The organism is Sinosporangium album (assembly GCF_900100605.1).
Lineage (GTDB): Bacteria > Actinomycetota > Actinomycetes > Streptosporangiales > Streptosporangiaceae > Sinosporangium > Sinosporangium album.
Map to the genome: position 1 here is coordinate 173,066 of NZ_FNCN01000008.1, position 26,109 is coordinate 199,174.

Annotated in this window: 21 protein-coding genes, 1 riboswitch and 1 other annotated feature; all 21 genes read right to left on the minus strand. The window is 72.9% G+C overall.

Going from position 1 to position 26,109, the window contains the following annotated elements:
* Window positions 1–203: 203 nt before the first annotated feature.
* The 21 genes from BLQ73_RS10715 to BLQ73_RS10820 all read right to left on the minus strand — a co-directional run bounded on the left by BLQ73_RS10715 (window position 204) and on the right by BLQ73_RS10820 (window position 26,105).
* On the minus strand, window positions 204–1,454 hold the full coding sequence (locus tag BLQ73_RS10715) for a bifunctional 3,4-dihydroxy-2-butanone-4-phosphate synthase/GTP cyclohydrolase II (RefSeq protein ID WP_093170238.1): 1,251 nt from the start codon (window positions 1,452–1,454) through the stop codon (window positions 204–206).
* Window positions 1,455–1,458: 4 nt separating this feature from the next.
* On the minus strand, window positions 1,459–2,061 hold the full coding sequence (locus BLQ73_RS10720; RefSeq protein WP_093170239.1) for a riboflavin synthase: 603 nt from the start codon (window positions 2,059–2,061) through the stop codon (window positions 1,459–1,461).
* 110 nt (window positions 2,062–2,171) lie between these two features.
* A riboswitch (FMN riboswitch) is annotated at window positions 2,172–2,302 on the minus strand.
* A 112-nt stretch (window positions 2,303–2,414) separates the two neighbouring features.
* The gene (rpe, locus tag BLQ73_RS10725) at window positions 2,415–3,083 is read right to left on the minus strand and encodes a ribulose-phosphate 3-epimerase (protein ID WP_093170240.1); all 669 of its coding nucleotides are present in this window, start codon (window positions 3,081–3,083) and stop codon (window positions 2,415–2,417) included.
* Between the two features lie 12 nt (window positions 3,084–3,095).
* Window positions 3,096–4,082, minus strand: a complete 987-nt coding sequence (locus tag BLQ73_RS10730) for a phosphatase PAP2 family protein (protein ID WP_176955367.1) — start codon at window positions 4,080–4,082, stop codon at window positions 3,096–3,098.
* Between the two features lie 270 nt (window positions 4,083–4,352).
* Window positions 4,353–4,907, minus strand: a complete 555-nt coding sequence (locus BLQ73_RS10735; RefSeq protein ID WP_093170242.1) for a DUF1697 domain-containing protein — start codon at window positions 4,905–4,907, stop codon at window positions 4,353–4,355.
* A 67-nt stretch (window positions 4,908–4,974) separates the two neighbouring features.
* Window positions 4,975–5,100, plus strand: a sequence feature (16S ribosomal RNA rRNA prediction is too short).
* A 59-nt stretch (window positions 5,101–5,159) separates the two neighbouring features.
* The gene (locus BLQ73_RS10740) at window positions 5,160–6,632 is read right to left on the minus strand and encodes an RsmB/NOP family class I SAM-dependent RNA methyltransferase (protein WP_338056615.1); all 1,473 of its coding nucleotides are present in this window, start codon (window positions 6,630–6,632) and stop codon (window positions 5,160–5,162) included.
* Window positions 6,629–7,561, minus strand: a complete 933-nt coding sequence (gene fmt, locus BLQ73_RS10745; RefSeq protein WP_093170243.1) for a methionyl-tRNA formyltransferase — start codon at window positions 7,559–7,561, stop codon at window positions 6,629–6,631. The genes BLQ73_RS10740 and fmt overlap by 4 nt, the downstream gene beginning before the upstream one ends.
* Window positions 7,562–7,595: 34 nt before the next feature.
* Window positions 7,596–9,056: a hypothetical protein gene (locus BLQ73_RS10750; protein WP_093170244.1), complete on the minus strand. Its 1,461-nt coding sequence runs from the start codon at window positions 9,054–9,056 to the stop codon at window positions 7,596–7,598.
* Window positions 9,057–9,094: 38 nt separating this feature from the next.
* Window positions 9,095–10,759 carry a hypothetical protein gene (locus BLQ73_RS10755; protein WP_245690978.1) on the minus strand — a complete coding sequence of 555 codons (1,665 nt, stop codon included), beginning with the start codon at window positions 10,757–10,759 and terminating at the stop codon, window positions 9,095–9,097.
* 49 nt (window positions 10,760–10,808) lie between these two features.
* Window positions 10,809–13,100 carry a primosomal protein N' gene (locus tag BLQ73_RS10760; protein WP_245690979.1) on the minus strand — a complete coding sequence of 764 codons (2,292 nt, stop codon included), beginning with the start codon at window positions 13,098–13,100 and terminating at the stop codon, window positions 10,809–10,811.
* A gap of 808 nt (window positions 13,101–13,908) precedes the next feature.
* The gene (locus BLQ73_RS10765; RefSeq protein ID WP_093170245.1) at window positions 13,909–15,513 is read right to left on the minus strand and encodes a LuxR C-terminal-related transcriptional regulator; all 1,605 of its coding nucleotides are present in this window, start codon (window positions 15,511–15,513) and stop codon (window positions 13,909–13,911) included.
* A gap of 173 nt (window positions 15,514–15,686) precedes the next feature.
* Window positions 15,687–18,146 carry an ATP-binding protein gene (locus BLQ73_RS31115; protein ID WP_143020206.1) on the minus strand — a complete coding sequence of 820 codons (2,460 nt, stop codon included), beginning with the start codon at window positions 18,144–18,146 and terminating at the stop codon, window positions 15,687–15,689.
* A gap of 114 nt (window positions 18,147–18,260) precedes the next feature.
* Window positions 18,261–19,454 (minus strand): methionine adenosyltransferase, encoded by a 1,194-nt coding sequence (gene metK / locus BLQ73_RS10780; protein ID WP_093170246.1) that lies wholly within the window; start codon window positions 19,452–19,454, stop codon window positions 18,261–18,263.
* Between the two features lie 261 nt (window positions 19,455–19,715).
* Entirely contained in the window at window positions 19,716–20,084 is a 369-nt protein-coding gene (locus tag BLQ73_RS10785) for a hypothetical protein (protein WP_093170247.1), read from the minus strand.
* A 442-nt stretch (window positions 20,085–20,526) separates the two neighbouring features.
* Window positions 20,527–21,759: a bifunctional phosphopantothenoylcysteine decarboxylase/phosphopantothenate--cysteine ligase CoaBC gene (gene coaBC / locus BLQ73_RS10790; RefSeq protein ID WP_245690980.1), complete on the minus strand. Its 1,233-nt coding sequence runs from the start codon at window positions 21,757–21,759 to the stop codon at window positions 20,527–20,529.
* A gap of 212 nt (window positions 21,760–21,971) precedes the next feature.
* Window positions 21,972–22,235: a DNA-directed RNA polymerase subunit omega gene (gene rpoZ, locus BLQ73_RS10795; RefSeq protein ID WP_093170249.1), complete on the minus strand. Its 264-nt coding sequence runs from the start codon at window positions 22,233–22,235 to the stop codon at window positions 21,972–21,974.
* A gap of 4 nt (window positions 22,236–22,239) precedes the next feature.
* Window positions 22,240–22,899: a guanylate kinase gene (gene gmk / locus BLQ73_RS10800; protein WP_093170250.1), complete on the minus strand. Its 660-nt coding sequence runs from the start codon at window positions 22,897–22,899 to the stop codon at window positions 22,240–22,242.
* 127 nt (window positions 22,900–23,026) lie between these two features.
* Window positions 23,027–23,350 carry an integration host factor, actinobacterial type gene (gene mihF, locus BLQ73_RS10805; RefSeq protein WP_093170251.1) on the minus strand — a complete coding sequence of 108 codons (324 nt, stop codon included), beginning with the start codon at window positions 23,348–23,350 and terminating at the stop codon, window positions 23,027–23,029.
* Window positions 23,351–23,546: 196 nt separating this feature from the next.
* Window positions 23,547–24,248, minus strand: coding sequence for an orotidine-5'-phosphate decarboxylase (gene pyrF, locus BLQ73_RS10810; RefSeq protein WP_093170252.1), 702 nt, complete (start codon window positions 24,246–24,248; stop codon window positions 23,547–23,549).
* Complete coding sequence (locus BLQ73_RS10815) at window positions 24,245–25,225, minus strand: dihydroorotate dehydrogenase (protein WP_093170253.1); 981 nt, start codon at window positions 25,223–25,225, stop codon at window positions 24,245–24,247. The genes pyrF and BLQ73_RS10815 overlap by 4 nt, the downstream gene beginning before the upstream one ends.
* Entirely contained in the window at window positions 25,215–26,105 is an 891-nt protein-coding gene (locus tag BLQ73_RS10820; RefSeq protein WP_093170254.1) for a dihydroorotate dehydrogenase electron transfer subunit, read from the minus strand. Before BLQ73_RS10820 ends, BLQ73_RS10815 begins: the two co-directional genes overlap by 11 nt.
* Window positions 26,106–26,109: the final 4 nt, after the last annotated feature.

The window sequence follows — 26,109 nt, forward strand, 5'->3', positions numbered from 1 at the left end:
CCTGAAAGCTCCGCTCATGACGCGTTTCGATGAGATTTTTCTTGTCTGCACGACGCGGGACCGGCGTCGGTGCTCCGGGCCGGTCGCCACGCCCTTCGCCGCCGCCCCTCCTCTACAAGAGTGCGCCGACCGCCCGCCTGATACCTCGGCTCGGTGAGATAGGCGTACCGGAGCGCGTGCCCCACCTTCCCCGCGCGGCGTGGTCACCGGGTCTCCGGCGTGCCGTCGCCCTCGGAGAGGCTCAGGGCGTCGATGTGGTGGCCGAGGCGGTGGCGCTTGGCGGCGAGGTAGCGCTCATTGTGGGGGTTGACCGCGACGGGCATAGGCTCCCGGCCGAGCACCTTGATGCCGTAGCCGTCCATGCCGCGGAGCTTGGCGGGGTTGTTGGTGAGCAGCCGGACGGACCGCACGCCGAGATCGGCGAGCATCTGGCCGGCGTTGCCGAACTCGCGGGAGTCGACCGGCAGCCCGAGTTCGAGGTTGGCATCGACGGTGTCGTGGCCGTTGTCCTGGAGGCTGTACGCCTTGAGCTTGGCCAGGAGCCCGATGCCGCGCCCCTCGTGACCGCGCAGATAGACGACGACGCCCCGGCCCTCGGCGGCGATGGAGGCCATGGCGGTGTCGAGCTGGACACCGCAGTCGCAGCGCAGGGAGCCGAGCACGTCGCCGGTGAGGCATTCGGAGTGGGCCCGGACCAGGATGTTCTCGCCGTCGGCGATGTCGCCGTAGACGAGGGCGATGTGTTCGCCGCCATCGATGGCGCTGGAGAAGCCGTAGGCCCGCCACATGCCGTAGCGGTTGGGGAGGGTGGTCTCGGCGACGCGGGTCACCATGCGCTCGGTGCGGCGCCGGTAGTCGATGAGCTGCTCGATGGACACGAGGGAGAGGTCGTGTTCGTCGCAGAACTCGCGCAGTTCGGGGAGGCGCTTCATCGTGCCGTCGTCGTTGACGACCTCGGCCAGGGCGCCGGCGGGGCTGAGGCCCGCCAGGGCGGCGAGGTCGGCGGCGGCCTCGGTGTGGCCGGGCCGTACGAGCACGCCCCCCTCGCGGTAGCGGAGGGGGAAGACATGGCCGGGCCGTACGAGATCGCCGGGTTCGGTCGCCGAGTCGCACAGGATGCGAATGGTGCGGGCGCGGTCGGCGGCGGAGATGCCGGTGGTGACCCCGTCCTGCGCGTCGACGCTGATGGTGTAGGCGGTGCGCATGCGTTCGCGGTTGTCGCGCACCATGAGGGGCAGGCCGAGCCGGTCGAGCTGCTCTCCGTGCATGGACACGCAGATCACGCCGCTGGTGTGGCGGATGGTGAAGGCGAGGAGCTGCGGGGTGGCCTTGGCCGCGGCGAAGATGATGTCGCCTTCGTTCTCGCGGCTCTCGTCATCGACGACCACGACGGGCTTGCCCTCGCGGATGTCGGCCACGGCGCGCTCGATGGGGTCGAGTCTGATGTCGCTCATGGGATCACACACCGAACCCGTGGGCGCCCACAAGCTTCTCGACGTACTTGGCGATGACGTCGACCTCCAGGTTGACCGGATCGCCGGGACGTTTGAAGCCGAAGGTCGTCAGGTCGAGCGTGGTGGGGATGAGGCTCACGCCGAAGGCGCCGTTCGAGACGCCGGTGACGGTCAGGCTGACGCCGTCGACCGTGATGGAGCCCTTCTCCACGACGTAGCGGTCGAGGTCGGCGGGCAGCGAGACCCTCACATCGACCCAGTGCTCCCCGGGCTCGTAGGAGAGGATCACCCCGCTGCCGTCGACATGGCCCTGCACGATGTGCCCGCCGAGCCGCCCGTCCGCGCGTACGGCGCGCTCCAGATTGACCTTGGACCCCACCGACAGAGCGCCGAGCGAACTGCGATCGAGGCTTTCCTTCATGACGTCCACCGTGAACACGCCGCCGGTGACTTCCACAACGGTCAAGCAGACGCCGTTGACGGCGATCGACTCGCCGTGGGAGGCGTCGGATGTGACAAGTTCGCCGCGGACCGACAGGCGTGCGGAGTCATGTCCATGTTCGAGGGCGACGACCTCGCCCAGTTCCTCGATGATTCCGGTGAACAAACTCGGCTCCTCACCTCAGGGTCTTCCGCGCACGGGCGGCGGCCCCGGGGGTGAGGGGTGCCTGGAACACACCCTTGGCGGAAAGCCCCCGCTCAGGGGACGCCTTCCGCTCGCGCGCTTCCTCCCATCCGGACTTTCACCGTCGGTCCCGGATTTCCACCGGATCAACCGGCCGATGGACTCGGCCGGGTCGCGGACTGTCACCGCCGGTTCGGAATTACACCGACCCCGGAGCACGCTGCTCTGGCATCAGTTTGCCATGCCTGTCAAAATCACCGCGACCGCCCCCCGGCTAGGGCCCGGGGGCGGTCGCGGTAGGCGCGCGCCAGGCCCTGCGGGAGGGCCGGGACGGGTCAGGTGAGGGGGGACGCCTTCTCGGCGAGGGCGCGGAGGTGGTCGATGGCGCGGGCGGGGTCGTCTGCGCCGTAGACGGCGCTGCCGGCCACGAAGACGTCGGCTCCGGCCTCGGCGCAGCGCTCGATGGTCTCCGCCGACACCCCGCCGTCGACCTGGAGCCACAGCTCTCCGCCGCGGGCGGCGATGAGAGCCCTGGCCCGCCGCACCTTGGGCAGCACGACGTCGAGGAACCTCTGGCCGCCGAAGCCCGGCTCGACGGTCATCAGCAGCAGCATGTCGATCTCGCCCAGCAGGTCCTCGTACGGCTCGACCGCCGTGGCCGGGTTCAGCGCGAACCCGGCGCGGGCCCCGGCCGCGCGGATCTGCCGCAGCGTGCGCACGGGCGCCTTGGCCGCTTCGGCGTGGATGGTGACGCTGCCCGCGCCGGCCTCGGCGTAGGCGGGCGCCCAGCGGTCCGGGTCCTCGATCATGAGATGGCAGTCGACGGGGGTGTCCGTCGCCTTGAGCAGGGACTCGACGACGGGCAGCCCGAGCGTCAGGTTGGGCACGAAGTGGTTGTCCATGACGTCGACGTGGAGCCAGTCGGCATTGGCGACCGCCGCGGCCTCGTCGGCCAGACGGGCGAAGTCCGCGGACAAAATGCTGGGAGAGATCTGTACGGCCATGATGACAGGAGTCTAGGGGGCGACGGGCCGGGCGCGTTCGGCCAGCCCCAGCGCCACGAAGACCAGCGGCGCCCCGAGCACCGCCCACAGCGACAGCGCAGCATAACCGAGGTAGGCAGCGGCCTCCGTCAGCACGATGGAGCCCTCCACTGCGATCATCCGCGTGGCGAGCCAGATCACCACGGCCCCCGCCACCCCGACGAGCCAGCGCAGCCCCCTGGCGACCAGCGAGCCGGCCGCCGAGAAGCCTCCCCGCGCGAAGAGCACCGACCCCCCGGCGATCACGCCGAACAGGCCTCCCGCGATGGCCGCCAGCCTGCTCTCCTCCCACGGGGCGACGAATCCCGCGAAGCGCCACGCGTCCGGCAGGCTCCAGCCCGCGCCCGCCAGCGAGGCGAGCACCGCGAGAGCCACCACCCCCAGCGAGACGGCCAGAGCGAGCAGCACCTGCACCCCGATCGTCCGGGCACGCCACCACGCCATCACCGGCTTCTCCAGCCGGGACACCAGCAGGAGGATCACCAGCCCGACCAGGATGCCCGCCGCCACATCCGACAGGAAGTGGACCCCGAGGTAGAGCCGCGACCAGGCCATCAGCGCGACGAACACCACGGCCGCCCCCACGGCGTACGGCTTGCGCGCCTGGAGCGCCAACCAGCCGGCGAACACCGTCGCCGTCTGCGCGTGCCCCGACGGGATGCCGAACGTCGGCTCCCTGGCGAAGGCGTGCACCCGCGCGTCGATCCAGTAGGGCCTCGGAGCCTGCAGCAGGAGCTTGCCGACCGAGTTGAGGCCCGCCGACAGCAGCACCACCAGCCCGAGGCGCAACCCGAAGCGAGGGTTGACACACCAGTAGACCACCGAGAGGACCACGACCACGAACCCGTTGGTGCCGAGAGCCGACACCACCTTCAGCGGCGCCTCCAGCCAGCCGGGCAGGGCCTGGAACCACAGGATCAGATCGATCTCGTCGTATCTCAGCCGTTCCAGGAAGTCCACGGTCTCCTCAGATCCCCCGAGCGGAAGCCCCCTCCGGGAAGGCCACGGGCCTGCGGAGCCCACGAGCACAGCCGAGAAGGCTCAGTGTGGATTCCCACCGTAGCCAGAACCGACCGCCCACGCGCGAAACCGTCACTGGGAACCCAACACGAGCAACCCACCAGGACGACCCGGCAGAACGGCCCGACAGGACGACCCAACAGGACGGCCCGGCAGGACGGCCCGACAGGACGGCCCTGGCGCCGGGGCGCCAACTCGGGCGACCGACTCCTAGGAGGACGTCCACTCGACGAGTTTGGTCACCGTGTTCCAGTTGCGGCTCGTGGCGACGACGCCCTTGAACAAGGCCGGGCGCGCGAGCGTCTCGGCCAGCTTGGAGCGGCCCATGCCGCCGGGCAGATGGAGGTAGATCACCCGGTCGCCGAGCGCGAACCGCTCGGGCAGGAACGCCTCGGCCCGGATGGAGGCAAGCCTGTCAGGTAAGACCCGTTCGGATAGGAATGTGGCGTGCACCACCGTGCCCTCGGCGGCGTGCTCGGCGAACGGGTTGGCCTGGGCCACGGCCTGAAGGTGGGCACCGCTGCGGACGAGGCAGGAGACCGGGAAGCCGAAGCGCCTCTCGATCCCCTGCTCGATCTCACCGGAGAGGGAACCCTCGACCCCAGGCGCCTCCGCCGGCCCGCGGAAGACCACGTTGCCGCTGGCGACATAGGTGCGGACGCCCTCATAGCCGAGCCCCTCGACGACCTGCCGCAGCTCCGCCATGGGCACCTTGGCATGGCCGCCCACGTTGACCCCGCGAAGCAGCGCGGCATAAGCCGTCATCTGAGACTCCCCCCTCACAGCCATCGTCGGCACCCTAGCCCCCGCCACCGACAAAACCGCCCCCGACAGAAGCAGCGCCCGGCAGAAGCAGCTTGTCGGTGGGGTGATTGCCTACCAAGGCGACGACGGGTAGCCGACCTGAGAGGGCGACCGGCCCCCTGGAACTGAGACACGGCCCAGGCGCCTACGGGAGGCAGGCGCCGGTGGCCAACGTGCCCCTCAGGGCGCGGAACGGCGGTTCCCCATGGGGGGTCAGAGGCGGCGCAGCAGGGCGAGGAACATCGCGTCGGTGCCGTGCACGTGCGGCCAGAACTGGGCGTACGGCCCTTCGCCCAGATCGCCCACCTCCGGCAGGTAGGCCCGCGCGTCGAGCACCTCGACCCCGTCCTGCCCGGCGACGACGTCGCGGGTCTCGGCCAGGTGCGGGGAGCAGGTGACGTAGGCGACGACGCCGCCGGGGCGCACGGCGTCGACGGCGGTGGCCAGCAGCCGGCGTTGAAGCGCGGCGAGTTCGGGGACGCTGCGCGGGTCGCGCCGCCAGCGCGCCTCCGGGCGGCGGCGCAGCGCGCCGAGGCCGGTGCAGGGCGCGTCGACCATGACGCGGTCGAACACACCGGACCGCCACGCCGGAGCCGTGCCGTCGGCGGTGACGACGGCGGCCTCCCGGGTGGTCTGACGTACGAGGCGCGCCCGGTGGTATTGCAGGTCGGCCGCGAGCAGGTGGGCGCCGCCGGGGTGTCCGCCGGGATGCTCACCGGGGCGCCCGCCTGGACGTTCGCCGGGGTCGCCGTCCGGAGCGAAGCCCGGCATGCCGTGGGTGGCGACGGCGTCGAGCAGGCCCGCCTTGCCGCCGGGCCCGGCGCAGAGGTCGAGCCAGCGGGTGTCGGCGCCGTCGACGGGGACGCGGGTGAGGGCGAGGGCGACGAGCTGGCTGGCCTCGTCCTGGACGGCCGCCCGGCCTTCGGCGACGGCGGCGAAGGAGCCGGGGTCGCCTTCGGGCAGGTAGGCGGCCTGCGGGGAGTAGCGCGCCGGGGCGCCGCCGGCGGCGAGCAGTTCGTCGACGGTGGCGCGGCCGGGCCGGGCGACGAGGACGACCTTGGGGCGGTCGTTGTCGGCGGCGAGGAGCTCGGCGGTCTGGTCGGCGTCGCCGCCCAGGGCGGCGAGGAACGCCTCGACGATCCACCGCGGGTGGCTGTGGGTGACGGCGAGGTGGCCGACGAGGTCGTCGGCCGCTTCGGGGGCGACGATGGGGAGCCATTCGTCGATCTCTCGACCGGCGATCTTGCGCAGGACGGCGTTGGCGAAGCGGGAGGGGCCGACGCCGACGCGCAGCCGTACGAGGTCGACGGTGGCGCTCACGGCGGCGTGGGCGGGCACGCGGGTGCGCAGGAGCTGGTGGGCCCCGAGGCGGATCGCGTCGAGGACCGGCGGGTCGATGTCGTAGGGCTCGCGGTCGCTGCACACCGCGATGATCTCGTCGTAGGTGCCGAGACCGCGCAGGGTGCCGTAGGCGAGTTCGGTGGCCAGGGCCGCGTCGCGCCCGCCGATGCCGCGGTCGCGCAGCATGCGGGGCATGAGCAGGTTGGCGTAGGCGTCGCGCTCGTCCACGGCCCGCATGAGGTCGTAGGCGGCGTTGCGCGCCTCGTCTCTGTGGGGCATGTCGCGTTTGCCGCCGCGCTGTGGAGGACGCGGCCCGCCCCGGTGGTGCCTTCGGTCGTTCCTCATCTGGAGCTCAGCAGATCCTCATCGTTCGGTCGCGTGCCGCGTGCCCATTCCACGGCGGTCATCAGGCGCTTGCCCTGCGGCTGGACGTCGCCGAGCCGCACCGGGTCGGTCACCGTGCCGACCAGGACGGCGTCCTTGCCCGCCTGGACGCGGCCGGGGGCCAGGCGCGGGCCAGGCTCGGGACGGACTGGGCCGAGTTTGAGGCGGGCGCCCCTGAACTCGGTCCACGCCCCCGGCGCGGGCGTGCACGCGCGGATCAGGCGGTCGACGCGTGCGGCCGGGGCCGCCCAGTCCACTCTGGCGTCCTCGACATTGATCTTGGGGGCGAGGCTCACCCCGTCGGCGGGCTGCGGCCTGGCCGAAAGGGTGCCGTCCTCGACGCCGTCCATGGTCAGCGACAGCAGCTCCGCTCCGGACACGGCGAGCCTGCCCAGCACGTCGCCACTGGTGTCGTGCGGGCCGATGGGCTCGGTGACGACGCCGAAGACCGGTCCGGCGTCGAGCTCCTTGACGATCCGGAACGTCGCCGCGCCCGTGATCTCGTCACCGTGGAGCACGGCGTGCTGCACGGGGGCGGCTCCCCGCCACGCGGGCAACAGGGAGAAGTGCAGGTTGATCCACCCGTGAGGGGGGATGTCGAGGGCGGCCTGCGGGAGCAGCGCCCCGTAGGCCACGACCGGGCAGGCGTCGGGGGCCAGCTCGGCGAGCCGGGCAAGGAAGTCGGGATCGCCCGCCTTGGCCGGTTTCAGCACCTCGACGCCGTGCTCGTCGGCGAGCTGCGCCACAGGGCTCGTGTGGACGCCGCGACCGCGGCCCGACCGGGCGTCGGGCCGCGTGATCACGGCGACGACCTCGTGGCGCGGCGAATCGAGCAGCAGGCGCAACGAGGGAAGAGCGGTGTCCGGAGTGCCGGCGAAGACCAGACGCAACGTTCCTACAGACCCTTCCCGTAAGTCTCGACAGTCAGCCCAGTCTAGGGGCGACGCCGGAGCGAGCCTTCATCGCGGCCTTCCTCGCGGCCTTGGAGACGGCCGGCTCGGGGTGGTGTGTGCCGAGCATCTCCAGCACGCTCAGCGTGTCGGGATGGTCGACCGACGTCATCTCCTCGACCAGCCGCACGAGGTCGTCGCCCGACTCCAGCGCGCCGAGCTCGGCGGAGGTGGAGAGCGACTGCGGCAGGCAGGTCAGCGCGGCGAGGGTGTCGACCGCGACCCAGACGTTGTCGTCGCCGGTGAGGCACGGGGCGGGCAGGTCGCGGATGTGCAGCCAGGAGGCGGCGTATCTCCACACCATCGGCTCGCCGAGCGCGTCGCGCACCGCCGCCTCCGCCTCCGGGCCGAGCTCCTCCAGGATGGCCGTGGCCGTGCCGCGCGCCCCTGCCGACCCCGACACGGCCACGGCGATCAGCTCGCGCGCCGCCTCCTCGGGGGATCGGCGCTCCAGCCAGACGGCGACGGCGCTCGGCGCGGCGGCGCCCGAGGTCGCGGCCTCGACCAGCTCGGCGGCCGACAGGTCGGCGAAGACGGCCACCTCTCCCTCGGTGGGGACGTCGTGGCCCTCGCGGAGGAGGTCCTGCCGGACCGCCCACACGCCGAGCGGCGAAAGGCGGAACCTGCCGTGCGGCGCGTCCTCGACGAGCCCGCAGTAGGCGAGCAGGTCGAGCGCTCCGGTGAGCTCGTCGGCGAGCGAGCCGGCGAGGCGGCGCATCTCGGCCTGCCCGGCCTCGCACGCGACCTCGTGGGATTGGAGGACCCCCTTGGCGAGTACGGCGGGAGCCAGGCCGTCCTTCACCGAATACATCGTCGCGAGCACCTCGGCGAGGTGGTCGTCCATGACGGCCGAGCCCGTCAGCCCGCCCTCCTGCCCCTCGTCGGCCCGGTCGAGGACGTCCATGACGACGCCGTCCCAGAACTCCAGCAGCGCGGTCTCGGAGAGCCCGGACAGCCTGTGGAGGGGGCCGGGCTCGGCCGTGCCGCCGTTGATCCGCAGCAGCCTGGTGTTGACGGCGACGACCCACAGGAGGTGGAGGCGGGCCGCCTGCCGCGCGGAGCCGGGCGGACCCGGCAGGCCGAGCGCGGCGGTCGCGGCCCGGGCGGCGGGCCCCGGCAGCAGACCGCCGGGGCCGACGGGGCGGGTGCCGGTCCAGGCGGCGAGACGCAGGGCGTCGGCCACCAGGGGCACCTGAGGGACGGCGCGGGCCAGATCGGCCTCGCAGGCCAGCTCGACGGGTGGGAAGCTCAGCATGTCGCCGCCGCACTCGGCGCAGTCGCAGGCGTGGTCTCCCCCGCCGTGGGAGCGGCCCCCGTCGGGGCCCGCGAGTGTGTCGCCGAGCAGGGAGGTGCGCTCCTGCGGCTGCGCCTCACCCAGCTCGTCGATCAGCTTGCGAAGCTGAAGGAGGTCGAACACGTTGCCGCTCTTGGTCACTCAGGAAACTTAACGCACACCGGCCCCGGGGAAGTACTTCAGCCGATGGCCCGGGACCGCGCCTTGAACGCGGCCTTGCGCGCCGCCTTGGCGACGTCGGGGTCGGCGAGCGATCGGCCGAGCAGTTCGAGGACGGCGACGACGTCGGGGTGGTCGACCCGCCACATCTCCTCGATCATGTGGGCCGGCGGGCCGGAGGCGGCCATGTTCTCGGAGAAGTTCTCGGGGTCCTCCTCGGCGGCCGGCATGGCGAGCGCCAGCATGTCCACGCTCATCCAGAGCAGCTCGGCCTGGGTGAGGGCGGGGGCGGGCAGGCCGCGCGCCGCGAGCCAGTGGATGGCGTGGGGGCGCAGCTCCGACTCGTCGAGGGCGGCGCGGACGGCGGGCTCGGCCTCGGCGGGGAGCCTGTCGACGATCGTCATCGCGATGCCCCTGGCGACGGCGGGCGCTCCGGCCGCCGCGCCGAGCAGTTCGGCCGCGGCCCGGCCGGGGTCGCGCCGTTCGAGCCAGGCGTCGATGTCGCGCTCGGCCAGCTCGGTGGGCACGCCGCTCAGCAGGCCCTCGATGAGCCCGACGGCGTCGGCCTCGGCGAGGTCCTCGGCCTCGGGCGCCTCCATGCCGAGGCCGAGGTAGAGGCGGCGCAGCGCCCACAGGGCGAGCGGGGTGAGCTCGAAGGTGTCGCCGCGGCGGGCGACCAGGCCGCAGTAGGCCAGGCGGTCGAGCGCCCCGCCGATGTCGAGGCCGCCGGTCTCCTCGCCGAGCTCGTCGAGGTATTCGAGGACCGTCGCGGTGGGCACCGGCACCTGGAGCCGGTAGAGCAGGTGCAGCAGGTCGTAGAGTTCGCGGTCGAGCACGGGGGCGCCGGTGACGGCTCCCCCGGCGTCGGCCTCGACGAGGAGGCCGACGGTGTCGGCCCACATCGCGAGCAGGTCGTCGTCGTCGCGCTCGGCGGGCGGCGCGAACCCGGCGCGGACGGTCATCGACGCGCGCGAGGTCTCGACCTCGCCAAGGCCGCGGGCGAGGTCCCACAGGAGCGCAGGCCGGGGAACGGGGGCGTGGGCTGCGTCCTTGACCCGCAGGGCGCCCTTGACGGTGGGGGTGCGCTCGCTGTCGCGCATCCAGGCGATCAGGGTGTGGAGGTCTGCCAGCAGCGGCACCTTTCGCGCGGCGGCGGCGAGCTCGGCGGGGGGCGCCAGCCGTACCGGGGGCAGGGGGGCGCAGGCGGGGCACTCGCAGGGGGTCTCGGCGAGGAGTTCGGCCTCGCCGGAGGGGATGACGAGGGTGTCGGGCTGCTCCAGCGACTCGGGGCCTATGGCGCTGAACATGCTCTTGGCCATGCCGTATCTGGACGTGTCGGCCAGGGCGTCCGGCATCTCCGGCTCGATCCCGTCGAGCCGGGCGCGCATGCCGGTCGCGAGCTCGGCGGAGGAGTGGCCGGAGTCGAGGAGGAAGTCGACGAGGGTGCGGGCGGCGGCGACCGTCTCGGAAGCGCTCTCGGGCGGTGCGATGACCTTGCGCGGGTAAATGGAGAGCAGGAGTTCCTCGAACGTGTCGGCGGTGAAATCGCCGAGCTGGTTCACCCCCAAATAGTCACTTGCGTAGTCGCAGAGCAACCGGATCTCATCCACATCCACGTCAAGGCCGCGGGAACGCCCCCACGCCCGCAGATCGTCGACGACTTGATTCACCCATTCGATCGACACATGGAGAAACTAACGGCTCACTGTCAGCTCGGCGAATCGGGGAAACAGGCTAAATCAGTTCGAGCGGGTCGACGCATATCCTGACCACCTCCGGAGCCTTGCGGGCGGATCGCACTCCGGCCGCCCCTTTCAGCGCCGCCACCAGGTCGGCTCCTCCCGCGCGTGGCGCGCGCACCATCGCGCGCACGGTCTCGGTCTCGCCGCCGCGCGGGGTCTCCACCGGCACCGGGCCGAGCACCTCGGCCGTCTCCGGCAGACGCGCCTCCGCCAGCATCTCCCGCACCGCCGAGGGCGACCCGGTCAGCGTCGCCATGCGTACGGCGGGCGGAAACGCGAGCTCGGCCCGGTCGGCCAGTTCGCGTTCGGCGTGCGTGACGGGATCCCAGCGCAGCAGCGCCTGGACGGCGGGCAGGGCCGCCCCCGCCAGCACGACGAGCTCGGCGCGCGGGCGCAGCAGCGCGGCGGCGTTCATCCAGCGGCGCAGCGCCTCCTCGGCGGCGCGCAGGTCGGCCCGGCCGAGCAGCGCCCACCCGTCGAGCAGCACCGCGGCCGCGTATCCGTCAGCGACGACCGGCTCGGCCCCCGGCGTCGCGACCACGAGCGCCCTGCCCGGCCCGACCGAGGCGAGCACGCCGTCGCGGCCCGAGGTCCTGACGGTCACCGAGGGGAAGGCCCTGCCGAGTTCCTCGGCGGTGCGTCTGGCGCCGACGACGACCGCCCGTATGCGCGGGGTGCCGCAGGACGGGCACCGCCAGTCGGCCGCGATGCGCCCGCACCAGCGGCAGGCGGGCGCGGAGTGGCCGGCGCGCAGCGCGAGGGGACCTCGGCAGTGGGCGCAGCGCGCGGGCGCCCGGCACCCCTGGCACGCCAGTGCCGGCAGGTATCCCCGGCGCGGCACCTGCACCAGCACCGGCCCGCTCTCCAGGCCGTGCTTGAGCGCCTGCCAGGCGACCGACGGCAGCCGGGCGGCGCGGGCGGCCTGGTCCCGGGCGAGGTCGGCGTCCTCGCCCGCGGGGCGCACCCTCGGCGCGCGCGTCCGGACCGTCTCGCGGGCCGCGGCGATCGGCCTGGCCCAGCCCGCGGCGATGAGCTGGGTGGCCTCTGCCGTACGCGTGTATCCGCCGATCAGCAGCCCGGCGCGTGCGCGGTGCGCCCGCAGGGCGAGCACGTCGCGGGCGTGCGGGTAGGGCGCGTGGGGCTCGGCGTGCAGGTCGTCGCCGTCGTCCCAGATCACGGCCAGCCCCAGGTCGCGCACGGGCGCGAACGCGGCGGCCCGCGTGCCCACTGCGGCTGCCACCTCGCCGCGAAGCACGCGCAGCCACCGCCGGTAGCGTTCGGCGGGGCCGAGGTCGGCCGTGAGCGCCACGTGCGCGCCGGTCCCCAGCAGGGCGGTGAGCGCCGCGTCGGCCACCGCGACGTCCTTGCCGTCCGGCACCACCACGACCGCGCCCCGGCCGCTCCTCAGCGTCGCCCAGACGGCGTGCGCGACCTCCCCCGGCCATCCGGGCCCCTCGGGCCCGGCGCCGGGCAGCGCCGTCCAGACCGCGCGCGGGGAGCGCCCTTCGGCGAGCGCGGAGAGGAAGGACCCGCCCATGGGGTAGTCCGCCCAGCCGGGTTCCGACGGCTCGGCGTCCCCTTCCCCGACTGCGGACGGCTCAGCGGCGGATATCTCGGCGGCGTCCCCTTCCCCGACTGCGGACGGCTCAGCGGCGGATATCTCGGCGGCGGCTCCTTCCCCGGCGATGGACGGCTCGGCGGCCGACGGCTCGGCGGCGGGCCGCGCCTCGGACTCCACGCGGGCGTGCCGGGGAGGTACGGCAAGGCGGAGCACGTCGGCCATGGTGCCGGCGTAGTGGTCGGCCACCGCGCGGGCCAGCCCCGCGATCTCGGGTGTCACCACCGCCTCGGGCGACACCACCCGGGTGAGGGGCGTCAGCTTGCCCTGGTGCTCGCTCTCCTCGGCGCGCTCCAGCAGGAACCCGTCGACGAGCTTGCCCGCGAAACGCACCCTCACCCGGCACCCGGGCACCGCCGTGTCGGCCATGTCGTGCGGCACGAGGTAGTCGAACAGCCGGTCCAGGTGCGGCAGCGGGTTGTCGACGGCCACCCGCGCCACCGGCGACGATTCGGCCGGCCGTACGGCGGGGGCCGCCGCGGCGGGCTTGCCCCCCGGCGCGGCGCGGCCGGCGGCCCTCCCGCCGCCGGTCCGCGGCGTGGAGCGACCGGCGCCGGATCCGCCGGCCGCCGCGTCCCCCTCCGCCTCCCCCGCGGCGGGCACCGCCGTCACCGCCGACAGGGGCAGCAGGGCGTCGTCGTCGGACGGCTGGGCGAAGTCGGTCACGACCTACGTCCTACCAGAATCGGCGGGGGTCGCCGAACGACCCGCGCGCGTGTGTGCGCACGTCACCCCAGGTCATCTCAAGCCGGACACCCAGAACAGGACGCGTGTCGCGCGAGGCGGGGCCTGTCGGATCGGGGATGTTTGGCCAGTGGGTCGGCGCCATGGAGCGCTCCATGGGAAAACCCAGGCGACGGGGGGACCCCTCCCGGATCGGCGCCTGAGCGCTGCGGATCACACTGGCACACCATGCCGCCCACTGGCCACTCGTAGTTTTCCGTCGGAGCATCGCTCCCACATCGGGAATAGTGCCTAACCCTCTACGCAGAGAGCGTCACCCGGAACGCACGCCGCCCCTCGCGGAATCGCGGGGACCGCCGTCACGGGGTGCCGAGTGCGCCTCGGTCGCCTCGGTCTCCGCCACGGGTGTCGCCTCCACGGCTCACCGGGGTCGTCCGGGCTCCGGCCGTTACAGCGACCTTCCCCCGCGAGCCGGATATCACGCCGACTTTCCGAGAACCGCGTTCGGCCGAATCGCGAACACGGGAGCACCACCGCCGACAATGCCGGGAGCAAAGGCGGGAACACACGCTCAGGGGCCTCGAAGAGGGCGCCGCACCGGCCGGGGCGCGCGTCTGGCCGATCACGCGCGTCAGTGTAGAAGCGCCGCCGGAGCCACGTACAGGTTTTCCCGGCAAAGGTCGCGCACGGGATTTCCGGACTGCCGCGAGTCGGCGTTCGGGCTGGTCACACATGCATTGTCCCCGTTGCCGCCGTTGTCACTGTTGTCCCCGTTGTCGCCAGCGAGCGCTCACGCCCTGGGCCGCACTCGCCCCAGCACGCCCCCACCGGCCGGGAACACCCGCGTCGCCTCGCCGGCGCCGTGGTGGCGCTCGGCGACCCACGCGGCGACCTGGGTGCGCGATGCCAGGCTCGCCTTGGTGAGGATGTTGCGCACGTGCGCGTCCACGGTGCGTTTGGCGATGCCGAGCTCTACGGCGATCTGCCGGTTCGTCATCCCCTCGACGATGAGCTCGGCCACCTGAAGCTCCCGGGGACTCAGTGGCGGCGCGGCACCGGAGGGGCGCCCGGCGGCTTCAGCGGGCTCGGGCCCCGGAGTCGACGGGCCCGGGGCGGACGCCGCCTCGCGCCGGTCGGCACGGTCCACGGCCGGCGGGCCACCGGGCTCGGGGACGGCTCCGCCCGCACCACCGCCCCGCTCGGGCGACGGCGCCTGCTCGGGGATGCGGATGCGGACGGCGGGGCCGCCACCCGCCCGGCCCCGGGCGAACTCCGCGTGGAGGAACGGCAGGCGGTAGCGCATGCCGTAGTCTCCCGCCTCGCGCAGCACCACCGACGCGTCGACCAGGGCCGCGAGCACCCCGGCCACACCGCCGTACGCGGAGGCGCCGGGCACGGCCTGCGCGGCGAGCGGCAGCACGCGTTCGGCCGTCTCCAGGTCGAACGGGCCGTCGAAGACCGACAGCGCCGACCACAGCGCCCGGCCGGCCGGGTCGCAGAGTTCGTGGCTCCACGCGATGGCCGCCCGCATGTCACGGTGGCGTGCGAGCCTGCTGCGGCTCGCCCCGAGCACCTCGAAGGGGTCGGCCAGCCGGTCGAGCAGCTCGTGGGCCGACAGCGACCGCAGGCGCGCGGCGGCGAGCTCGATCGCCAGCGGGATGCCGTCGAGGCGGCGGCAGATGTCGGCGACCGCCGGAAGCGCCTCCGGGGTGGGCGCGAAGGCCGGGTCGACCGCTGCGGCGCGCTCGGCGAACAGCTGTACGGCGGGCGAGGCCGGCGCCGCGGCGCCGCCCTGCGCTCCGGCATCGTCGGCGGCCCGCACGTCGCCGCCCGACGCGTCCGGCCCACCGGCCTCCGGGATCGGAAGCGGCGGCACCGCCAGCAGCCGCTCGCCGGGGACGCCGAGCGGACGGCGGGAGGTCGCCAGCACCCCAATGCGGGGGGCGCGGCGCAGCAGCGCCTCGGCCAGCAGCGCCACGCCCTCGACCACGTGCTCGCAGGTGTCCAGGACGAGGAGCGCCCGAAGGCCGCGCAGCGCCTCCACGACGCGCGTGAGCTCGGCGGGGGTCCCAGCCCGGACGCGGGAGTCGGCGGCATGGCCGCGCGGGTCGGGGCGGGCGCCGTCGCGCGGGCCGAGGACCGCGGCGATGAGCGCGGCCGGGCAGGACCCGGCCGGCACGGAGGACAGCTCGATCTGCCAGACGCCGTCGGGGAACCGCCGGCGGGACAACCGGGCGATCTGCGCCCCCACCCGCGACTTGCCCACACCCGGGGCGCCCGTGACGGTGACCAGCCGTGCCTCGCCGAGCAGCCTGACACCGTCGGCCACCTCGGCCGCCCTGCCGATCAGGGGGGTGATGTCGGCCGCGAGATTGCCCGGGCGCCTTGCCTGCACCGGCCACCTCCCCCGGGTATCGACAGGAGCCGGACATTAGCACGAGCCGCGACACACGCGCCGGGCCTGTGACAACTCCGTATCGGCCAGGGTTTCCTCACCCGTCCCCGCGGCGGCCCGGCCCCGAGGACAGGTCACAGGGCTGGGTCACAGGGCTGGGTCACAGGGCTGGGTCACAGGGCCCCGCGCCGCCGTTCGTCACCCCGCCGGTTCGCCGCCCACGCGGCGACCTGCGCCCGCCCGGAGAAGCCGAGCTTGGCGAGGATGTGCTCGACATGGGTGTCCACGGTACGGCGGGCGACCACGAGCCGCTGCGCGATCTGGCGGTTGGTCAGCCCGTCGGCGACCAGCTCGGCGACCTCCCGCTCGCGCGGCGAGAGCGGCGCCCACAGCGACGGGCCGGGCGTGAGCGCCGGGGAGTCCGACGGGCCGAGGGCGTACGCCACGATCTCGTCGGTCGGCAGGGCCCGCCCCGCGGACACCGCGTCGGCGTAGGCGGCGGGCGTGAGCAGCCTGCCGAGCCGCTCCTCGTGGCGCTGGTGCTCGGCGAGGAAATGCGGGGAGCCGAACAGGAAGCGCCCCACCGACGACCAGCGCTGGTGCGCCGCGCTGAGCAGCCGCGCGGCCCGCTCGGGCACCTCCTCGTCGGCGGCGATCCACGCCAGCAGCTCCATGCTGAGCGCTGTGCCGACCGCGTCCTGCAGCTCGTGACCGACCCGCAGCGCCCCCCGCGCGTGCTGTACGGCCGCCGCCGCGTCGCCCTTGGCCCGGGCCACCAGCGCGAGCCCGATGTCGGCCCACGAGCGCGACCACGCCTCGCCCTGCGCCAGGCACACGGCCCGGCACTCTTCGAGGACCGAGGCCGCCGCGTCGATCCGCCCCGCCCATACGTAGGTGAGGCCGAGCTCCACCATGGCCGTCAACCTGACCGTGGGGGGGAGGCTCTCCCCGCCCGGTCCGCGCACCGCCTCCGACAAGCACTTGTCCGCCGTCTCGATGTCGCCCCGGCTGAACGACACCGTGCCCTGCACCTTGAGCATGTGGACGCGCTCCTCGCGCACGCCGAGCCCGCCGCACTCCGCCAGCGCCGCCTTGGCCGCGGTGAAGTCGCCCTGGCCGGCGGCGAGGTAGGCGAGCCTCAACAGCGCCCTCGACCTCTCCGCCGGGTTCCCCTCCCCGAAGGCGAGCAGCGTCTCCAAGTGGTGGCGGCCATCCCTGGTCATGCCGCAGGCGACCCAGAGGAACCACAGCGCCGACGCCAGCCGCAGCCCGACCGGCGCCTCCCCCGGCCGCGCGGCGCAGAACTCCAGCGCGGCGCGCAGATTGGGCCAGTCATCGCGCACCCGGCTCCACTCGGCGACCTGGTCGCCGCCCGGCGGTGTACGGCTCGCCGCCTCCGCCTCCGCCAGGTAGTGGTCGCGGTGCCGCGTCGCCAGCGACAGCGCCTCGGCGGGGCCGTGCCACTGCGCCTTGCCGTACTCGCGGATGCTGTCGAGCATCCGGTAGTGCGTGCGGTGGCCCTGCTTGACGCACACGACGATCGACTTCTCCACGAGGCCGTCGAGCGCGGGGAACACCCGGCCCGCCGGCAGGGTCTCGTCGGCGCAGACCGCATTGGCCGCCACCAGGTCGAACCCTCCGGAAAACACGGAGAGCCTCGCCCACAGCGTGCGTTCCTCGGCCGTGCAGAGGTCGTGGCTCCACGCGATGGCCGCCCACATGGTCTGGTGGCGCGCGTCGGCGGTCGCGATCGCGCCGGATCCGTTGCCCGGCCGCTCACGGATGAGCTGAAGGATGCGGCTGACCGGCAGGGCACGCGCGCGGACCGCGGCGAGCTCGATGGCCAGCGGGATGCCGTCGAGGCGGCGGCAGAGTTCGGCGACGGCGGGAGCGTTGTCGCCGGTCAGGGTGAACCCCGGGTCGACGGCCCGGACACGGTCGAGGAAGAGCCGCACCGAGTCGCATTCGCCGAGAGCGGTCACGGACACGGGAGCGACCGACTCGGGGGCGGCGGGGTCGGCGGGCGCCGGGGTGACCGGCGCGGAGGTGACCGGCGCGGAGGTGACCGGCGCGGAGGTGACCGGCACGGGAGCAATGGGCGCGGGGGTAACGGGCACGGGGGCGGGAGTGACGGGCTCGGGAGTAACGGGCACGGCCATCGGATGCACGACGAGGCTGTGCTCGCCGGGCGCCCCCAGCACCTGGCGGCTCGTGGCGAGCACGCGCAATCCGGGAGCGGCGGCGAGCAGCGTCTGCGCCATCTGCGAGCAGGCGTCCACGAGGTGTTCGCAGGTGTCGAGCACCAGGAGAAGCTCGCGGTCGGCGAGATACTCGGCGAGCACCTCCGCAGCCGGTCGCGTCGAACGGTCCGGCACGTCGAGCGCGTGCGCCACCACCTGTTCGAGCCGCCTCTCGTCGGACAGGCTCGACAGCTCCACCAGGTGCACCCCGCCGGTGAAGGCCCTGCGCAGACTGTGCGCCGCCCGCAGCGCGACGCGCGTCTTGCCCACCCCGGGAATGCCCGTCACCGTCACCAGCCGCGAATGCTGCAGCATGCGGCGCACGGACGCGACCTCTCCACGCCGACCGATGAAAGGCGTCAGCTCGGCGGGAAGCTCACCCCGCCGGTTCATGCCCACGTCTCGACCTCCAGGACCACCGAGGCCACTGCGGGACGGCGGGGGGCGGAAAGAGCGAATGCCACGATCCGTGGCAGCTCCACGGATCGCGGCATTCGCGCCAACGGTCTACAGTCCGGCGGCGGTGCGGAGGGCCTCGGCGCGGTCGGTCCTCTCCCAGGAGAAGTTCGGTTCCTCACGGCCGAAGTGGCCGTACGCGGCGGTCTCCGAGTAGATCGGGCGCAGCAGGTCGAGGTCGCGGATGATCGCGGCCGGGCGCAGGTCGAACGTCTGCAGCACGGCCTCCTGGATCTTGGCGATCGCGACCTTCTCGGTGCCGAAGGTCTCCACGAACAGACCGACCGGCTGAGCCTTGCCGATCGCGTAGGCCACCTGGACCTCGCAGCGGTCGGCCAGCTCGGCCGCCACCACGTTCTTGGCGACCCAGCGCATCGCGTAAGCGGCCGACCGGTCGACCTTGGACGGGTCCTTGCCGGAGAAGGCGCCGCCGCCGTGGCGGGCCATGCCGCCGTAGGTGTCGGCGATGATCTTGCGGCCGGTGAGGCCGGCGTCGCCCATCGGACCACCGATCTCGAAACGGCCCGTCGGGTTGACCAGCAGCCGGTAGCCCTCGGTGTCGATGTCGAGCTCGGCGAGCACGGGGTCGACCACGTGCTCCTTGATGTCGGGGGTGAGCATCTCCTTGAGGTCGATCTCGGCCGCGTGCTGCGTCGAGACGACCACGGTGTCGAGGCGGACGGGCGTGTCGCCGTCGTATTCGATCGTCACCTGCGTCTTGCCGTCGGGGCGGAGGTAGGGCACCGTGCCGCTCTTGCGCACCGCCGACAGGCGGCGGGCGAGGCGCTGGGCGAGCTGGATCGGCAGCGGCATCAGCTCGGGGGTCTCGCGGCAGGCGTATCCGAACATGAGCCCCTGGTCGCCCGCGCCCTGGCGGTCGAGCTCGTCGCCCGCACCGCCCTCGCGGTGCTCATAGGCGTCGTCGACGCCCTGGGCGATGTCCGGCGACTGGGCGCCGATCGAGACCGACACCCCGCAGGAGGCGCCGTCGAAGCCCTTGTGGGAGGCGTCGTAGCCGATCTCAAGGATCTTCTCGCGAATGACGCCGGGAAGGTCGACGTAGGTTTCCGTCGTCACCTCACCCGCGACGTGGACCTGGCCGGTAGTGATCATCGTCTCGACGGCGACCCGGCTCCTCGGGTCGTCCTTGAGCATGGCGTCGAGAATCGCGTCACTGATCTGGTCGGCGATCTTGTCCGGGTGGCCCTCTGTGACCGACTCGGAGGTGAACAGGCGACGGGACAACTCAGTGGCTCCTCATGCAGCGGCTGCTGACGTTATCGATGCTCGGAGGCGACGGCACGCCGCGAGCACTCGGGGCGAAGTCTAGCCCCACCCACCACGACGCGCCTAAACCGTCTTCGATGCGAACCCCCCGGCACACCCCTCCCACCCTCATCGAACCCTCCGGCCCCCATGCCGCTCACGCCGCATTTCCCCCCAGGTCAGAGGGGATTTCTCCGCCGGTCGGCGCAAGCCGTACGGCGACACGCCGGGGCCGCGCGCTCAGAGGTCGGGCAGGGGGTCGAGGGGAAGAGTCTCCGGGGCGAACACCTCGGCGTCGGCCGCGGTCACTACGGCGAGGTATTCCTCGTTCACGTTGAAATGCGTGGCCCCGATCCGGATCGTCGGCATCGGACCGAACTCCACGGGGCCGAGGCGTGTTCTGCGCGGCAGCGCCTGGTAGATGTCGATCGGCGTGTCCCGGTCGAAGTACCGGGTCGCCAGGACGAGGATCCGCCGGTCCCCGACCACCACCAGGAAGTACGCCGGCCCCGGCGTCCCCGACAGCGTCGCCGGAAACACATATCGGATCTCCTCATCGGCTTCCATGAGGCCCCGGCACCGCTCTCTTACGGCTCTGGCCACCGGCATGATCGCCCTCCTCGCCACACCGCGATCTCGACGCTAGTGTCCGCGCTCCGGCCCTCCATCGCAATGCACAAAAACGCTCCAAAACCAGTCCACATTGCCCCACCGCCGCATTCCCAGACCCCCACCCACCAGCCCAAAAACCCTCGCCAACAAAGTCGGAACCCCAACCTCACCCCCACCAGACCGGGAGCCACGTCCCCGGATATCAACCAGACCGGGAGCGACCTCCCGGGATGTCGGCCAGACCGGGAGCGACCTCCCGGGATGTCGGCCAGACCGGGAGTGCGAGGGGGCGCCGGTGTCTGGACCGACGAACGCAGGGAGCGCAGCGACCGGAGAGAGGAGGGAAGCGACATCAGGAGCCGCCCTCCGTGGGGGCCGACCTCCCAGGCCACCGGCCAGACCGGAAGTGACCTCTCGGATATCGGGCCGAGGGGGTGGGTCAGGCCAGGCGGGGGGCCACGAGGTCGAGGACGACGTGGGCCAGGGCGTCCTTGGGGCCGCGGGGGACCTCGACGGCCGGGCCGTCGGCGCTGAGGATGACGGCGGCGTTGTCGGGCGTGCCGAAGGCGAGGTTCTCGCCGACCTCGTTGACGACGAGCAGGTCGCAGCCCTTGCGTTTGAGCTTGGCCTGGCCGTTGGCCAGGATGTCGTCGGTCTCGGCGGCGAAGCCGACGATGACGGCGGGCCCGGGGCCGCCGGTGTCGCGGCGGAGGGCGCCGAGCTCGGCGAGGATGTCGGGGTTCTTGGTGAGGTGGATGGGGTCGGGCTCGTCCGACGTCTTCTTGATCTTGGACCCGCTGCGTTCGGCGGGCCGGAAGTCCGCCACGGCGGCGGCCATCACGATCACGTCGGCGGTGCCGTACGCGGCGAGCACGGCGTCACGCATGTCGCGCGCCGATTCGACCCGCACCACGGTCGCCCCCGCCGGGTCGTCGAGCGTGACGTTGGCGCTCACAACCGTGACCTGCGCCCCCCTCGCCACGGCGGCGCGCGCCAGAGCGTAGCCCTGGAGGCCCGACGACCGGTTGCCGAGGAAGCGCACCGGGTCCAAGGCCTCGCGGGTGCCGCCGGCGGACACCACCACGCGGCGGCCGGCCAGGTCGCGCGGCCTGCCGGAGAGAATGGCACGGCAGACCTCGAAGATCTCCCGCGGCTCGGGCAGCCGTCCCGGCCCGGTGTCGGCGCCGGTGAGCCGGCCGACGGCCGGGTCGATCACCAGGGAGCCGCGTTCGCGCAGCGTGGCCACGTTGGCGCGGGTCGCGGGGTGCTCCCACATCTCGGTGTGCATCGCCGGGGCGAACACGACCGGGCAGCGGGCGGTGAGAAGCGTGTTGGTCAGCAGGTCGCCCGCGAGCCCGCAGGCGGCCTTGGCGAGCACGTCGGCGGTGGCGGGCGCGACGACGACGAGGTCGGCCTCCTGGCCGATGCGCACGTGCGGGACCTCGTGGACGTCCTCCCACACCTCGGAGGCGACCGGGTGCCCGGACAGCGCGGCCCACGTGGGCGCCCCGACGAATTTCAGCGCCTCGCGGGTCGGCACGACACGCACGTCGTGACCGGACTCGGTGAACAGCCGGAGCAGCTCACACGCCTTGTAGGCGGCGATGCCGGCGCTCACGCCGAGCACCACCCGCGGCTTTCGCGACGCCGTCTCCCCCGCTGCAGAACCCACGAGCCCCTCCGCCTTCCACATCGCCGTACGTGCGTCCCGGCCCCGGCGGACACATCACACCGGAACCGCGAACCCCACCCATCGTGCACGAGCCCCCAGTCGGCCGCGCAGGGACCCCGTCGATAGACGGGTACGGCAGAGCCGAACAGGCGGGCACACGGCGGGCGGCACGGACCAGACCCCGGACGGCGGCGGGGCCGGTGCGGGGTGGATCAGCCCTCGATGGGCTCGGAGGTGAGCAGACTCTCGCTGACCTCGCGCAGCGCGATGGACAGCGGCTTCTCCTGAGCGTGGGTCTCCACGAGCGGGCCCACGTATTCGAGCAGGCCCTCGCCGAGCTGCGAGTAGTACGCGTTGATCTGGCGCGCCCGCTTGGCGCCCATGATCACAAGACTGTATTTGCTGTCGACCACGTCGAGAAGCTGGTCGATCGGCGGGTTGGTGATGCCTTCGGCGGTCTGGGTGGTGCCTGCCACGTCGTCATTCCCCTAGGTCGGTGAGTGCTGGTCTGCCGGGGGCCTCCTCGGGGGGCAGAGCTCCCTCCGGGCCGGTCATCAAGGCTATCAGCCGATGACACACATCCTGGACCGATGTGTTGACCAGCGTCAGGTCGAATTCTTTCTCGGCGGCCATCTCCACGAGCCCGGCCTCAAGGCGTCTGGCGATGACGTCCTCGGGCTCGGTGCCCCGGCCTCTGAGCCTGCTCTCCAGCTCTTCCCAGCTCGGTGGGGCGAGGAAGACCAGAAGCGCCTCCGGCATGCTCTCCCGGACCTGGCGCGCCCCCTGCAGATCGATCTCCAGCAGGGTGGGGACGCCGTCGGCCAGGCGTTCGAGGACGGGGCCTCGGGGCGTGCCGTACCGATTGCCGGTGAACTCGGCCCATTCAAGCAGTTCGCCGGACTCGATGAGTCTGTCGAACTCGTCGGAGTCGGCGAAATAGTACTCCACCCCGTGGGTCTCACCGGGTCGAGGCTTTCGGGTGGTCACCGAGACCGACAGCCACACCTCGGGGTGTGCCCGCCGGAGCTCGGCGACAACCGTGGACTTACCGACGCCCGACGGCCCCGAGAGAACCGTCAGGCGCCTGCCGGGCCGCCCGGAGGAGGGTTCGACCTTCTCCGCGGGACCGGCCGAAGGCATGGCGTCACCGTCACCTGTCCCGGACCCGCCGGAAGCGGTTGCCTGGTCGGCCCGACCACCGTCAGGCCAGGACGTAGCGATCACGCCAATACCCCCGTTTATGTCCTTCGTTCGGGCGAGACCGAGATCAGCTCTCGGAGCCGCCGAACTCGCGCTCCAGGGCGGAGCGCTGGTTGGCACCGAGACCCCGCACACGGCGGGACTCGGCGATACCGAGTCGCTCCATCAGCTGCTTGGCACGGACCTTGCCCACACCAGGGAGCGACTCCAACAGCGCCGACACCTTCATCTTGCCGATGACGTCGTCGGTCTGACCATCCTTCAGCACCTCAGCCAGAGAAACCGCGTTGCGCTTGAGCCGGTTCTTGACCTCGGCACGCTCACGGCGAGCCTTGGCAGCCTTTTCCAGGGCTGCGGCGCGCTGCTCGGGGGTCAGGGGAGGAAGAGCCACGCCGGGTCACCTCGAATTTCTGTCGATGTACTCGGACGGGAGGGGAAACTAGCTGGTCTTGGGCCATCAGGCAACGTCAAAGCCGGTTTCTGTCCCCACAAAATCTACTTCGACACTCTCCGTAATCACTAGATCACAGATAGCAGACGAAAACGCCCGGACATCTGGCTTTCCCCACAGGGCCCTCGGAGGGCCGTCAGCCCTCCGAAGCCGTACGGCGGAGCGCCGCGGCGATGGCCGCGGCGGCGGCTCCCGGATCGGGCGCTCCGGTGATGGGCCTGCCGATCACCAGGAGGTCGGCCCCGTCGGCCAGGGCGCGCTCGGGGGTGGCCACGCGGGCCTGGTCCTGGGTCGCCGCCCCCTCGGGGCGCACACCCGGGGTGATCAATGTCACGCCGGGCCCGACCTCGGCACGCACGGCGGCGACCTCCTGGGGCGAGCAGACCAGCGCCTGGGCGCCCGCGCCGACCGCCATGACCGCGAGCCGCCGTACGGCGTCCGCCGGCGGGCCTTCGATGCCGATCGCGGCCAGATCCCCGGCGGAGAGCGAGGTCAGGACGGTCACGGCGGCCACCTGGGAGCCTGGGAGGGCCTCTACGGCGCCCTGGATCATCGCGGGGCCGCCAGACGCGTGGACGGTCAGGATCGCGGGCTTGAGGCGTGCCACGGCCCGCGTGGCGGCCACGACGGTGTTCGGGATGTCGTGGAGCTTCAGGTCGAGGAAAACCCGCACTCCACTGGCTCCCCGCACAGAAGCGATCACATCGGGCCCGTAACGAAGGTAGAGTTCGAGCCCTACCTTCACGGTGCTGACATGCGGGGTCACCAGAGCGGCCCAGCGGGCGGCGGTCTCAAGGTCGGGCGCGTCCAGGGCGACGGCGATGGGCGCTCTCGTCACAGCGAGCTCTCCTCCAGGTGCCGGGAACCGCTTCCCGGCGGGCGGTGGGCCCGGCCGACGGCGTCGGCGAGGCGGTGGATGCCCCTGGCGGCGAGCAGCTCCTCAAGCTCCTTGAGGATCCGCACGGCCGCGAGGGGGTCGTGGAACAGCGCGGTGCCGACGGCGACGGCACACGCTCCGGCGAGGATCATCTCCAAGGCGTCCCTGCCGGTGGTGACGCCCCCCACGCCGATGATCGGCACAAGGGGCAGGGCGTTGTAGACCTGCCACACGCACCGCACGGCGAGCGGGCGCACGGCGGGCCCCGACAGGCCGCCGGAGACGGCGGCCAGCGCGGGGCGCATGGTGTCGGTGTCGATGCTCATCCCCAGCGGGTTGTTGATCATCGACAGGGCGTCGGCCCCGCCCTGCGCGCAGGCGGCGGCGACGGTCACGATGTCGGTCACGTCGGGCGACAGCTTGGCCACCACCGGCACGTCGTCCGGGATCACCGTGCGCACCGACGCGACCACCTCGGCGGAGGCGGCGCCGTCGCGGGCGAAGACCCTGCCGCGGTCCTCGATGTTGGGGCAGGCGAGGTTGACCTCGACAGCGGTGACTCCGGGCGCGCCTGCCAGCCTGCGGGCCAGGGCGGTGTACTCCGCGACCGACCCGCCGCCGATGGACACGATCGTCCGGATGGAGCGCTGGGCGAGCCACGGCAGCTCCCGGTCGAGGAACACCTCGATCCCCGGCCCCGGGAGGCCGACGGCGTTGAGCAGTCCCGAGGGCGTCTCGGTCATGCGCGGCGTGGGCCGCCCCGCGCGGGGGGCCATGGTGATGGAGCGGGTGGTGTGGGCGCCGAGCCGGCCGAGGTCGAAGAACGGGGCGAGTTCCCGTCCCGTGCCCGCGCACCCGGCCGCCGTGATGACGGGGTTGGCCAGTTCGACGTGCGTGATGTAGGTGCTCATGTCGACGGAGCGCCCGTCAGGTGACATTGCGTGCACTCCCTCCGCCGGGAGCCCCCAGCGCGTCGAAGGGGATCGTTCCGATGTCGTCGAACCGGACCCGCTCGCCGCGGAACACCGGCCCCTCCGCGCAGGCGCGGACCATGCGGGTCACCCCGTCGTCGCCGATCACGGGGAGCACGCACGTCATGCACACGCCGATGCCGCACGCCATGGCCTCCTCCACCGCGACCTGCACTGGTATGTCGAATTCGATGCCGACCGCGGTGACCCCGCGCAGCATGCCCATGGGGCCGCAGGCGTAGATCACGTCGGCGCGCACGTCGGCGATGACGCCGGGCAGCACGTCCGCCACCCGGCCCCGCAGGCCGAGGGAGCCGTCCTCGGTGGTCAACGTCGCGGTCTCGCCCATGCGGCGGGCGCGCAGCGCGCCGAACACGCGGTCGGCGCTCGCCGCCCCGAGCACGAAGTCGACCCGGCAGTGCCGCCGCAGCAGCACGTCGGCGAGGCCGAAGAGCGTGGCGGAGCCGTACTCGCCGCCGACGAGGACGCAGTTGACGGGGTCGCGCGGCAGCGGGAAGGCCCGCCCGAGCGGGCCGACGAGGTCCAGGGTGTCCCTGGCCCTGCGGTCGGCCAGCCAGGCGGTGCCGGGCCCGCTCACGGCGATCACGAAATCCACCGTGCCGCCGTAGTCGGGCTTGACGTCGTGTACGGCGAGGGCCCGGCGGGTGACCATCGGCGTGCCCGGCCCACCGACGGCGACCGAGACGAAGTGCCCGGGTCTGTAGCGCTCCGCGATGCCGGGCGCCACGACGGTCAGCGCGTGGTAGGCGTCGACACGGCGCGTTGTCAGCACCGTGCCGGTCACCTGGAGTGGGCTACCACCCAAACGTGCATCCCTTCGCCGCATGTTC